Source organism: Emticicia sp. 21SJ11W-3 (genome assembly GCF_024138715.1).
Taxonomy (GTDB): Bacteria; Bacteroidota; Bacteroidia; order Cytophagales; family Spirosomataceae; genus Emticicia; species Emticicia fluvialis.
Map to the genome: position 1 here is coordinate 2,902,512 of NZ_CP092074.1, position 12,856 is coordinate 2,915,367.

The window sequence follows — 12,856 nt, forward strand, 5'->3', positions numbered from 1 at the left end:
TGTATGCCGGAATGCCCCCTTGCAGGCCTTTGCAACGCTGTTAATAATTAAATATTGTTAGTTGCTCAGCCTTTTTTATTTCGCGTTCGGCGTCTTCGGGCAGCATCAGGCGTTGTTTTACCAGCCCGGCTGCTGCTGCTTTTACTTTGTTCACATAGTCGGTGTGGTTGGGGTAACGCTCTTCTAACGACAAACGGCTGTCGCCCGATGCAATGCGTTCGGCTTTAGTTTTGGCAAACGGAATATACATCCCTTCCAGAACGGCCAGATCGCCTTCGCCATAACCTGCTTTTCGCAGGCTCCAACCTGTATAAGTGCCCAGCGGCACCTGATGCGTGAGGGTTTCAAGGCCTCCGAGTTCGTTGTTATCGGCATTTACTTTGGGTACCAGCACCACATAACGTTTATCTTTTTTGCTTACGGGGGTTTCTGCCAGTACACCGCTCATCATTTTTTCATCAAACTGTGAGCCGAAGTCACGCACATACATTTCGTTCAGCAAACCCCTGAAAGGTATATGCGCTACCGGTTGCCAGCCAATATCGGCACCTTTGGCAAGGGTTTTGTTTTTCAATTTCGGGTAGATACCTGGTGGTGGCAGGGTGCCATCTAATACCCATTGCTCCAACGCTACCTGCAAGGCCCGCCAGCTGTCGAGATATGAATTAGGATTAGCCATAAACCCGGTCAGGTTATTAATATTGCTATTAAAGGCTGGCGTATGTTGCGTACCTGAGAACAGGTAAATGCGCACGTTGTCTGGTATTTCAAGGTCTTTGGTACCGTAAACGTCTGTGGTACGGAGCGACATCCGCGACTGCCAGTATTCGGTAGAACTAAGCGTATGCATTATTTTAGGCATAAAGCCCTGCTTCTGGCAGGCGTCCAGTATTCCACCGTCGGTTCCGGAAAGCGGGTCATACGTTTTTGACCACGTAAACGGTGCTTCATTACCCGGAAAAACCACTTCTTCGTGCTGCATTCCTCCCCCACCCGGCCTGCCAAAACGAACATTCAGGGTGATTCGTCTGGCGCCAATATGTACATTCAGCCCTTCAAAAACAGGTTGATTGTCTTCGTCGGCATTGAAACCAAGATGCAGGAAACTCCTCAAAAAATTACCACACTGCGACACCCCAACGCCTATGGCTGCCTTTACCTGATTGGCCAATGGGTTATCAGCACTTTCAGAATGCCTCATAAATGCCACAATGTCTCGCGTGGCAGCAAAGCCCAGCCCCAGCACCAACGGATTTTTAGCCGTGTAGTTCAGCTCATAAATATAGTTAGGGTCGAAACCGCCCTTTACTGAAATGCGGGTAGTGCTGGGCTGACCCGGAAAAGCCACTTTTGAGCAATCGGCAAAGGCCCAGTCGGTATGTGGCACCACTTCAGGTTCGTCGGAGGCGTGGATGCGTCTGGTTAATGTGGCTGTTTTGTTATCTGAAGATACGGTTTCATAGGGTGTATGGAACTGCGCACTGAAAGCCCCCGCGCTCAGGTTTTGGGTAGGCACGTTTTCAGACACTATAAATTCGGTATGCAGGCGGCCTATAATTTCTTTGCCGTTTTCGGTGGCAACAGGTACTTTTATTTTCAGCTTGTTGTCGCCGTAAATATCTCCCTGCCAGCCTCCCCACAGGTAAATGTAGCCTCTTTTCAGCAAGGTGGTATCGGCCGGAAAAGCGTTGCCACGGTTGGGTACATTATAGAATAACAGGTGGTTACTTTTGTTGATATCGACAGGTTTCAGCAGAATAAACTCCATCTCGTATTCAACCATCCCGCGTGCATTGCGTGGTGCCAGTGCGATATCCTGGATGATATTATTGTGGGTATCGGCGGGGTTTACTTCGCCGAAAGCCCTGCCTGTGAGGCGTTGGTATGGCCCGGCTGCTCCGAAAACCCTGCCATTGGCATAAGTTTCGGCCTTGTCTATTACAACCCTGACAATTCTGGCCTCAGTAACCGACACACACAAGCAAAAAAATAAGAGTAATGCTGTTAGTTTTTTCATGTTAAGTTGGGTATTAATTAGCAAGCCGGTTGTGTACCTGAATAACCAGCCTTATTACTGATTGTTTTAGGTGGTAATCTACAAAAATAACTCTCTGGCAAAAAACCTGCAGAGAGTTATTGTGTAGATTTAAGCTGATTTATGAGCCGCAAACTGAATAAAAAATAATTGTTGACGGAATACACCGCCAACATTATTTATATCTATTCAACCAAGCGTATAAGTTACAATTAATAATGGTGAATTAGTGAATGAGTGAATAATAACTATTCGCTCATTCGACATTCACTCATTCATCATTGTTTAAGGCTGCGCGGTTAATTCCAGCAACTCTTTATCGTGGTGATAACTGATGGTGCTGGTATTGTTGAACATCATGGTGGCGCCTTTTTCTACCGTATAAGGTTCCCATTTGGGTAATCCAGGGGCATTAGGGTTTCCGGTTCTGGCAAAGTTGATCCATGCCTGGCTCATTTTGGCAGCCAATACGTGTGCATCTTTTCCGCCGCCGGTCATTTCTTCGCAACGGGCTATATTATTAAACACAAACGGGATTTCCATACAATGCAGGGCTTTGTATTTACCGTCTAACACCGGCGACTGCCAAGTAAACAGGTACATATATACCGGTGCGCCGCCTGCAGCCGCTTTGGCTTTGGCCTGAACCACTGCACCCGGGCGGAACATCAAATCAATATCCATCAGGTCTGATGGTTTGGTATCTGCCGGATACGCTTTTTTCACGGCTGCTATATAAGCATCTGCTTTATCTTTATATCTGTTTTTGATGTATCCATTCACTTTTTCGGCATCGGCATTAGACATACCGCTGAACAACGAGGCCATGAACTCATTTTTAACTGTACCTATCATTAAAGGTATGTGTTTAGATAATTCAACGGCTGAAGGGTCTGTAAACTGATGCGGCAGAAACTCGCCGTCGCGGCTTGGGCCCCAGCTTAGTCCGAAACCACCAGGGCTGCGGCCTTCTGCTTTCATTTTGTCGGCAACTACTTTCAGGGCTTTGTTTCCGGCGTCAACCAGGGTGGCGTACGGTATCGTTTGTAGTTTATCTACTTCGCCGGGTTGCAGGTTCAGGGCTTTCAGTACCTCGGCGCCTATCAGCTGGGTATCTGCTTTTTCAAGCAGAGTGGTACGGAATGCGCCACTCTGGTTAACTGCTTTATGGAATAAACCTTTGGCCGACGGAGCCGCCATGAGTGTATTTACCTTAGCGCCACCACCCGACTGGCCAAAGATGGTAACATTGCCGGCGTCTCCGCCAAAGTTACCGATATTGGTTTTTACCCACTCAAGCGCTGCTACCATGTCTATAATACTCAGGTTAGCCGATTGCTTGTATTTTTCGCCAAAGGCTGACACGTCAAGATACCCCAGAATATTGAGGCGGTGGTTGATAGATACTACTACCACATCGCCTTTTTTGGCCAGGTTTTCGCCGTCATAAGAGGGTAGCTCCTGCGATGAACCGGCTGCAAAGCCCCCACCGTGAATCCAGAACAAAACCGGGCGTTTTTTGCCGTCGTTGATGCCGGGAGTCCAGATATTAATGCGCATACAGTCTTCGTTGGTATAGCCCCAGTCGTGATGGAAAACGAACTCGCTTTCATCTTGTACGGTTGTGGTTGGCACCATTAACGGCGATACCGGGCCATAAGTTAATGAGCTGCGCACCCCCGACCAAGGCTTGGGTTTATGCGGGGCTTCAAAACGTTTGGCTTCGGCATACGGTATACCCTTGTAGGTATATACGCCGTTGTGCACATACCCGCGCACCTTGCCCGACTCCGTGCTGGCAACAGCTACGTTTTCGCCGGTTACTAATTGTGCCGAAGCACCTACTGCCATGCCTAAAGCCAGCAGCGATAAGAAGATTTTTTTCATAGATATAGATATAGATAATCGTGAATTAGTGAATGAGTGATTTAGTGAATGAGTGATTTAGTGAATGAGTGATTGAGTGAATGAGTGATTGAGTGAATGAGCGGGCGGCGTTCCGCCGAGTTAGTGAATGAGTGATTGAGTTGGTGATTAATTAATTGAAACTTTCGATAATATGGTACTTTGATACAGCATAACAATTAATGTTTCTATGCCAATTACTACCAATTCAATTAATCGTTGAAGTAAAAATCAAAATCACAAAATCCCCGCAACGGTGGCCGCTCAATCAGCGGACCGCCGCCCACTCATTCACTAAATCACACAATCACTCAATGATTTATTTGTTATTCCCATAAGCTTTGTCTAAAAACAGATAGCGGGCGTCGTCTTTTGCTTTTTCGGCCTTCGATTCTGTGTTTAGTATCATCACCGGTGGGGTTCCATCACCTGCCTTGGCCGCTGGCCAGTCAGGTAATTTAGCCCCGTTTGGATTCCCGGTTTTGATAAAATTAGCAAAATAGTTCATCATAGTTTCTGATACTTTGTAGTCGTCGGCCGTCCAGGCATACTCTTTTATAAGGTGCAGGTTACCCATGCAATATTCAATCTCGCAGGCATGAGGTGCGCCAACAGCCTCGGGCATTTTTGGTGTGTTGCCTTCCTTTTTAACAGTGCCTCCAGCCAGACCCGAAGCCAGCGACTGGTCGATCAATGCCGGGCGTAATTTACTGTACAAATAACGGTAAACCGGTTGTGCACTGTTGTTACGGTGGAGGTCGAACCACTTCCAGGTGCTGTAAGCAATGAAGCGGTCTGATGCCAGTGCCGTGGCCGATAATTCGATTTCTTTTTCTGAACCGTGCGGGTAGAGTTTCAATACTTCTTCGTAATCGTTCGGGTATTCTTTTTTCACACGTGCAAGGTAGGCTTCCTCTTTATAAGACGGACCGAACATAAAGGCCTGGCCGGGGATTTCGGCTGAGTTCCAACCCAAAAGCAAAGGCACCTGCGCCTGCGCTTTGGCATTGAAAATCTCGGTAATGGTTTTAGGGTAAAAATAGCCATCAATAACGGTTGGGAAGCCAAAGCGTTTCGATTCGTTGTAAATCTCGTAGATTTCGCGCGTGCTTAGCGCTCTTAGTTGTGCCAGCGTTTTATAACCTGCTTTTGTGGCAAATTCTACTCCGGTTTTTTCGGCCTCTGCCAAAGGCACTGGTGATAGCGTTGGGTTGATACCCGCGCCGCTTTCACCAATGGCACCGGCTATCAGGTTTCTTGCCAATGGTGATGCCATCTGCGCACTTACAGAAATTGAACCTGCCGACTCGCCGGCTATGGTTACTTTCTTAGGGTCTCCGCCAAAGGCTGCAATATTTTTTTGTACCCATTTCAGGGCAGCGGCCTGGTCTAGCAAGCCGTAATTGCCCGACGCCTTGTAAGGTGCCTCGGCGCTAAGTTCAGGGTGAGCAAAGAAGCCGAAGATATTAAGGCGGTAATTAACGGTAACTACTACAATGCCTTTTTTGGCCATTGCCTCGCCGTCATAGCGGGGTTCAGAGGCATCGCCGGCTACAAAACCGCCACCGTAAAAATAAACCAGCACGGGCAGGTTTTTGGTGTTGCGCATGGCGGGTGTCCAAACGTTCAGGTACAGGCAATCTTCGCTGACACCGTTTGAACGGGAGTTCATATCGCCGAACACTACCGTTTGCATGGGGCGTGCCGAAAATTGTTTGGTTTCTTTTACGCCTTTCCAGTTATCAACGGGTTGCGGGGCTTTCCAGCGCAGGTTACCCACCGGCGGCTTGGCAAATGGAATGCCAAAGTAGGTCTGAATACCCGTTTTTGTATCGTAATTTCCTTCTATTATACCGTTGGCAATAGTAGTTTGCACGGCAAAGGCATTGTTGCCCTGTGCCTGAACCGCCGGAGATGCCAACAGCAACAGACTAAGAAAATAGCATATTTTTCTCATTTTTTTAGGTAATATTAAGTTATTGTCTCATTTTGTGACAATAATAATTGGTTTTTAGAAATAATCATACTTATTTTTAAAAAATTTATATTTGCAGCCGAATAAAATACCTGACCCTATGGAAAACAAAGAATATTTACCACACATAGCCTATGACTCAGTGATTTTCGGATTTTCGGGCGACAAACTGAAGATTCTGATTATGGAATACCACAACACGGGCTTTTTTGCACTGCCCGGTGGGTTTGTAGGTGTAAAAGAAGACCTGAACGCGGCTGTAAGAAGAGGTTTGAAAGAAAGAACCGGCCTTGATAACATTTATCTGGAGCAGTTTTATACTTTTGGCGATGTGGCGCGTTATCAACCGCATTTTATGAAGACCATCATGGAAGCGAACGGACATAACCTGCCCGAAAACCACTGGATGCTCGACAGGTTTATATCTGTGGCCTATTATGCGCTGATTGATTACTCTAAGGTAGTGCCGACACCCGATGCGTTGTCGGACTCGTGTGAGTGGTATCCGCTTGATGAGTTGCCCCCCCTGATGCAGGATCACCGCCAGATAGTAGACAAAGCCCTGCAAACCCTGCGCGATAACCTGGAACGCAAACTGGTGAGCGTAAACCTGCTGCCGCCGTTGTTTACCATGAACGAATTACAGAAAGTATATGAAGCCATATTGGGTGAAAAGCTTCGCCGGACGACCTTCCAACGCAAAATGTTAAGCCTCAATATTCTGCAACGCCACGACAAGCAATATAGCGGTAAAGCCCACAAGGCACCGTTTTTGTATAGCTTTATGAGAATTGAGTGATTTAGTGATTTAGTGATTTAGTGAATTAGCGGCCGGCGTTCCGGGGAATGAGCGGGCGGCGTTCCGCTGAATTAGTGAATATGGGGAACAATTTGTGGAGGGAATCTACTGCTTTTGATAGGTTGTTTTTTATTGAAAGTATTTTGGATATAAAAGTATTGGTTGGCAGGGGTTCAAAATTTTGAACCCCTACTACGGCTATAAATTTAGAGATGATTTTATTTGCAACGGCATAGAATCATTGGGGTAATCCTGATATCACTTCGGTGCCATAATCCTAATTGATTTAAACATTTCCAATATAGCTTTTTGTGTATCTTCATCCACATCTTCGGCGAACATGCTAAGTCCGTATCCTTTATAGTTTATATTGTGTATGTGCAAAAGGCACCTGCCGTCTCCTATAATCTTAGGAAAACCTAATTTTGCTTTTTTCCCGTCTATAGTTTCATAATAAAAATACTCTTTTAAGTATAAGCCCTGTTCTTGGTCTATTTCCGGAGTTTCAGAAAAAACTATGCTCTTAGAATATTTAAAACCTAAAGAATCGTACATTTTTTTCTTTCAAAACTTCTGACTTGTATTACTTCACTAAAGGGATTTGAATATAGTCCGTAATCCATTATGACCGTATCTTTCTTAGAAGTAACTATACCTGAAATATTAGAATCTATCGCCGGCAATATTATCAAAGTCCAATCTGAGGGTATCTCAATTTGAACAATTCCTATTAATACTTTTTTCTTTTTTTCAAGATTACAGGAATAACTTAGAAAGGCTATTGATAAAATAGCTAGAAGTTGTTTTGCTGTCAAACTCATATACTTTAAAATCATAAACGTTTTTATTCGTATTTACTACTCTTGTGATTCACATAATTATCCTGAATTAGGATTTACAAAGCTATTAATTTCAAATAACTCAAGTTGAAGAATTTACTCTTCCAAAAGGATGAAACATTTGTTTGATAATATCTGTCCTCATTAATTCTTTACTGTATTCCCTAATGAGTTTGTTAGCCTTGTTCAGGACTTTTATTTTATCAGGATAAGTCAGGAACTTCAACTCTTCCTTTCTTTGATAATCTTTCAAAATTATAGCATCCTTTTGCCTGATTATCTCGTAGGTAAGTTTCTTTGTTTTATTCTTTGAAAAACTATAGTATTTGTGCAATTGTCCATTATTAAATTCTATAAAATTTTCTTTATTGCCCTCCAAATCAAAAATTGTCCAGTTTACTACCAATCCGTTTTTGAAATTTACTACATGCCGGCCCTTATATCTATACTTAAAGATATAATTCCATTTTCCTTCTTCTTTGCCATAAACAAGTCGGCCATTTATTGATATATCACTATTATTGTATTGGTAATTTTCTACTGGCTTTTGAGCAAATGACGAAATTAAGTTCAGACTAGCTATTTCTACTTCACCATAAACTACTTTTCTGCTATAACCACAAAGTGACGCGTAGTAGCCATTTAAAGTTTTATTGGCTACTATCAGCCATCTCTCTGACACTGTTATATCCAATCCGCAGTCACCACCATTTTGGGTGGTATACAAATCAACTTTTTTATCAATCGCTTCTCCTTTATACATTTTTTCTATACTGAAAACAGCATAAATTTTGCCAGTTTTGATTATTTTGGCTGTGCAGGTACCTACAAAAATCAAATCGTTTTTTTGATAATTAATTATACTGAACGGTGGCTTGTCAATGCATGAACAAGCATAGGCTTTACTCGCCTCAAAAAAGAAGATTAACCCGACTAAGAAATATCTTTTCATACTAATTCAATTGAGAACCGATAGAAATTGAGTTTTAAACTTTAGAACTAAAACCACTCATTATTAAATATAATCTATAAGCCTTTGTTCTTTAATAAATCTGAATTCTCTTTTAGTGTGACCATAATGTCAACATCTCTATTTGGTGTTAATTTTTTAAGATCATAATCCGGAGAGTCTTTTAGGGCTAAATCCCAAAAATCTTTTATGTTTGTAAAATCTACACCATTCATAATAATCGTTTCAATTCCACGAATAATATAGAAAAAGAAAAGGTATTCTTTGTAGTCAAATGCCAATTGTATCTTATAATTATCATTAGAATACTCAACGACTGTCCCCATAATATCGTCTCTTATTTCAATTATCTGAAACCCTGCCCCTATTAAAAAGCTGATTTCTTTTATTAGTACGTCTGATTTGAAATAGGGAATGTTCATGTTTTAGTGTGATAAAATACAAAATGGAACCTTTAAATAAAGAATGTTACCATTAAATAAAGTAAAAAAAGTAACAAAAAAAAGCAGATTAATTTAGAGACAGATTTTAAAATATCTTACCACTCTTTAATTAATGTCCTATGAAAACTCTAATGGTCGCTATTGTTATGCTTAGTGCTACTACCGTAAAAAAATGCTGTAAGTCTATTAACCCATTTATGTATTCTGCTTGGTATAGAGGCGTTACCCCAAGCGGTATAATTGACGCCGGATATCCAACTTTTCCTAGATTCTATTGTGACATAAACAAAGACGGTATTCCGGATTATGGAAGAGTTGTTGGTAATTTCCCAAGTGACAGATACCTTTCCTTCGCTCTCGGAAAATCGGACGGAAGATGGCAAGAGTACGGTTATAGCACACCCAAAGGATTTGATATGGGCTATTTAAGCCCTGAACCATTTTTAGCTGATGTCAATAATGATGGGTATTTGGATTATGTACGTGGCGTTGGTAATCCGGGCACTTATAAGCTATTAGCGCTTCCAGGAACGAAAGATGGTTTTGGAGGCCCTCAAATAGAAGTTGGTTCCTTTGCTCCACATTGACATTAATTTTTCCTTTTCAGAGTCTCCTGTGGGCGTTGAGCAAGGGGATTCTGAAAGGGCTGAATTCACTCCTGTAACTATGCCATTATAGGTGATTCTAATTGGAAATGAAGCAATTTCAACCCTATCCTTTAAAATAACCAAGCCAATATCTCATCTCCTTCGCAGATTTCAAAATCTTTCTTTCAATAGAGTCTTTTGCCCTGCAATTTTTCTGTCTTTTCAGAGTCTCCCGTGTGAGTTGGAGTGAGTGCGAGGGAGGGGACTCTGAAAAGTGGTGCAAATCTCTAAGAACTATGAGCTAAACAGGCTTCTTCAAAACTCCACTTTTTTTCGGCTTCACCTTTCTTTAAATATTCTTTGATTGGTGAATACTCAATGTCAGCCGGAATATCTATTGCAATATAATATCTTAAATGACTGCCTTCCCATGAACATCCGAATGCTTCTAACTTTAATGTAAGATTTTTCATTGCTTCTGATTCAAGCATAATAACGCGAAGCGTGCTATGACCAGACGCTTCAATGAATTCGTCAAAATGCCATTCTTCTTCCTCATAAATAACACTCACAATGTCGTTGTAAGCAAGATTGTATGCAAAAAATGGGATATTCTTAATTCTGTAGAAGTTTCCTTCCTTATCTGCCCAAACATTTTCTATTGCCAGATTACCCTCCAAATCCGTATATGTTAGTTTAACTTTTATACTTTCTATCATTTTCTATTTTTTGACTATTGCAATTCCAATTCTATCTTGCAAGTAATGTACACACAGGAAGGTAAAAGAGATTGGTTGATAATCTCTAAGGCCGCTGCCTCAGAGTCCCCTCCGTTCCTGCGGGAGACTCTGAGAGAACATTATAGCGTTACAGTAAATTAAATGTTAAGGAAGAACCAATTGCAAATCGGAATAAACAAATCTAACAAAATCAAATATAATAAATGTTACTTAAAAAAAGGTACAAAGGCTAAGGCTTTAGACGGAGCAAAATACTTAATTATGCTTTTGCATGGCTAAAGCTCATCGTCTTACCTGCTCGGCTGACTGGCCTGTATATCGCTCACCTACTATTTTTATCTCGTTAATCCGGGCTGTTAATTGTGCCAGTTCATCAGGGGCAAAATTATAACTGGCTGCCCATACGTTTTCTTGCAGATGCGCTTGCTTGGTGGTGCCGGGTATGGGTACTATAAACTGCTTTTGTGCCAGCAACCAGGCCAGAGCCACCTGCGCTACTGTAATCCCTCGCTGGTCGCCAAAGTCTTTCAACAGGTCAATCAAAGGCCAGTTGGTAATAATGGCTTCGGGCTGATAACGGGGTAAAGTTTGGCGGTTGTCGTTGGCAGCGTTGTATTTTGTACGCTCGTTTATATACCCTGTCAATAAGCCCCTGCTAAGTGGGCTGTAGGGTACAAATCCTATGCCCAGTTCTTCGCAAACTTTAATCACATCTGTTTCGGGCTGCCTTGTAAACAATGAATACTCACTTTGTAAAGCCGTAACAGGCTGCACTGCATGTGCGCGGCGGATGTTTTCAGGGCCTGCTTCGCTCAATCCAAAATGCTTTACTTTTCCGGCAGTAATAAGGTCTTTAACTGTGCCTGCCACATCTTCAATAGGTACGTTGGGGTCTACGCGGTGCTGGTAAAGCAGGTCGATATAGTCTGTTTTGAGACTTTTCAGCGAGTGTTCTACAACCTGTTTTATCCGTTCAGGGCGGCTGTCGAGTCCGAGACCCGGTTTACCCTCTTTAAAGCCGAATTTGGTTGCCACAATTACCTGCTTTCTGATAGGATACAGGGCTTCGCCTACCAGTTCTTCGTTTACCAATGGGCCATACGCTTCTGCGGTATCAAAGAAATTGATGCCCAATTCAGGGGCTTTACGAATCAGCGCAATCATAGCTTTTCTGTCTGGCACAAAACTTCTGTGGTAACTCATGCCCATGCAGCCCAGGCCCATTGCCGATACCTGCATACTATGTTTGCCGGTTCCTAAAATACGCATTCTCAAACCAGCGGCATTGATGCGCTGAGAAGCCACCTCTGAATTTCCGTAAGCCTGCCAACCCAGCATTGTACCGCCCATAATTATTCCATTTTTTAAAAAGTTTCTTCTGTTCTGATTTTCCATTTTTTTATTGTTAAAAATCCAATCGTTTTAAGTATGGGGTAATTTGTTAATGCCATAAACGCAAACACAAGGCAATACCACCAGATGTACAGGGTACGTCTGTCATTCAGGAATGATTTATTTGTTGAGAAAACAGTTTACCTGTTATAAGCCTGTAGATTTTTCCATGGCTTCGGTGTAACGCGCTCCGGTTACTTTTATTTGTGCCGATGCAGCCTCAATCTCAGCCAGCTCGCTTTCAGTTAATAAAATGGCTGCTGCGCCATTATTCTCTGTCAGCCGGTGAATTTTGGTGGTGCCGGGTATGGGTACTATCCAGGGTTTTTGCGCCAGCACCCAGGCCAGCGCTATTTGTGCCTGTGTAGCATTTCTTTTTTCAGCAAACTGATGCAGCAGGTCTAGCAGTGCTTTATTGGCCACGCGGGCTTCTTCGGTGTAGCGGGGCAAAACATTGCGGATATCTCCATCGGCAAACCGGGTGGTTTCGTCTATTTTACCAGCCAGAAAACCTTTACCCAAAGGGCTGAAGGCCACAAGCCCGATACCAAGCTCTTCTATTGTGGGTATAATCTCTGTTTCATGCTGGCGTGTCCAGAGCGAGTACTCACTTTGCAGCGCTGCAACCGGTTGCACGGCATGCGCTTTTCTGATAGTGGCGGCTCCGGCTTCTGACAAGCCGAAATACTTCACTTTACCTTCGGCAATTAAATCTTTTACGGTTCCGGCCACGTCTTCAATTGGCACTGAGGGGTCAACCCTGTGCTGATACAGCAAATCTATTGCTTCAACCCGAAGTCTTTTCAATGACTCCTCAGCCACTTTTCTGATGTTTTCAGGGCGGCTGTTAAGACCTGTATGTTTAAGCTGTACACGGTCTATATTAAAACCAAACTTGGTAGCAATTACTACTTTACCTTTAAATGGCTCAAGCGCTTCGCCAACCAGTTCTTCGTTTGCAAAAGGGCCATATACCTCGGCGGTATCAAAAAAGGTTACCCCCTGCTCTGCTGCACTTCTGATAACCTTTATCATTTCGCTTTTTTCGCCGGCAGGGCCATAACCGAAGCTCATTCCCATACAACCAAGGCCCATTGCTGATACTTCAAGACCTCCCTTGCCTAATTTACGTGTTTTCATGGCTATATTGTTTTATTATATACTGATGCAA

Annotated in this window: 11 protein-coding genes; 2 read left to right on the plus strand and 9 right to left on the minus strand. The window is 43.1% G+C overall.

All coding sequences use genetic code 11. The annotated features are described in order from the left end of the window. Positions 1–40: 40 nt before the first annotated feature. The 3 genes from MB380_RS12235 to MB380_RS12245 all read right to left on the minus strand — a co-directional run bounded on the left by MB380_RS12235 (position 41) and on the right by MB380_RS12245 (position 5,897). Entirely contained in the window at positions 41–2,017 is a 1,977-nt protein-coding gene (locus tag MB380_RS12235; protein ID WP_253522731.1) for an alpha/beta hydrolase domain-containing protein, read from the minus strand. A gap of 303 nt (positions 2,018–2,320) precedes the next feature. Beyond that, entirely contained in the window at positions 2,321–3,922 is a 1,602-nt protein-coding gene (locus tag MB380_RS12240) for a carboxylesterase/lipase family protein (RefSeq protein WP_253522734.1), read from the minus strand. 337 nt (positions 3,923–4,259) lie between these two features. Beyond that, positions 4,260–5,897: a carboxylesterase/lipase family protein gene (locus tag MB380_RS12245; RefSeq protein ID WP_253522736.1), complete on the minus strand. Its 1,638-nt coding sequence runs from the start codon at positions 5,895–5,897 to the stop codon at positions 4,260–4,262. A gap of 118 nt (positions 5,898–6,015) precedes the next feature. Here MB380_RS12245 and MB380_RS12250 point away from each other — a divergent pair, with 118 nt between their 5' ends. Further along, positions 6,016–6,714, plus strand: a complete 699-nt coding sequence (locus tag MB380_RS12250; RefSeq protein ID WP_253522739.1) for an NrtR DNA-binding winged helix domain-containing protein — start codon at positions 6,016–6,018, stop codon at positions 6,712–6,714. A gap of 258 nt (positions 6,715–6,972) precedes the next feature. Here MB380_RS12250 and MB380_RS12255 read toward each other — a convergent pair whose 3' ends face one another. The 3 genes from MB380_RS12255 to MB380_RS12265 form a co-directional block, all read right to left on the minus strand. After that, positions 6,973–7,269, minus strand: a complete 297-nt coding sequence (locus MB380_RS12255; RefSeq protein WP_253522741.1) for a hypothetical protein — start codon at positions 7,267–7,269, stop codon at positions 6,973–6,975. A 366-nt stretch (positions 7,270–7,635) separates the two neighbouring features. Next, complete coding sequence (locus MB380_RS12260; RefSeq protein ID WP_253522743.1) at positions 7,636–8,505, minus strand: hypothetical protein; 870 nt, start codon at positions 8,503–8,505, stop codon at positions 7,636–7,638. Positions 8,506–8,579: 74 nt separating this feature from the next. Beyond that, complete coding sequence (locus MB380_RS12265; protein WP_253522745.1) at positions 8,580–8,945, minus strand: hypothetical protein; 366 nt, start codon at positions 8,943–8,945, stop codon at positions 8,580–8,582. Positions 8,946–9,085: 140 nt separating this feature from the next. Between MB380_RS12265 and MB380_RS12270 the strand changes: the two genes are divergently transcribed. Then, complete coding sequence (locus MB380_RS12270; RefSeq protein WP_253522748.1) at positions 9,086–9,553, plus strand: VCBS repeat-containing protein; 468 nt, start codon at positions 9,086–9,088, stop codon at positions 9,551–9,553. 287 nt (positions 9,554–9,840) lie between these two features. Here the strand turns inward: MB380_RS12270 and MB380_RS12275 are convergent, their stop codons facing one another. From MB380_RS12275 to MB380_RS12285, 3 genes are all read right to left on the minus strand, one after another. Further along, complete coding sequence (locus MB380_RS12275) at positions 9,841–10,272, minus strand: DUF4265 domain-containing protein (protein ID WP_253522751.1); 432 nt, start codon at positions 10,270–10,272, stop codon at positions 9,841–9,843. Between the two features lie 303 nt (positions 10,273–10,575). Then, the gene (locus MB380_RS12280) at positions 10,576–11,562 is read right to left on the minus strand and encodes an aldo/keto reductase (RefSeq protein WP_253535575.1); all 987 of its coding nucleotides are present in this window, start codon (positions 11,560–11,562) and stop codon (positions 10,576–10,578) included. 270 nt (positions 11,563–11,832) lie between these two features. After that, positions 11,833–12,825 (minus strand): aldo/keto reductase, encoded by a 993-nt coding sequence (locus MB380_RS12285; protein ID WP_253522753.1) that lies wholly within the window; start codon positions 12,823–12,825, stop codon positions 11,833–11,835. Positions 12,826–12,856 lie beyond the last annotated feature (31 nt).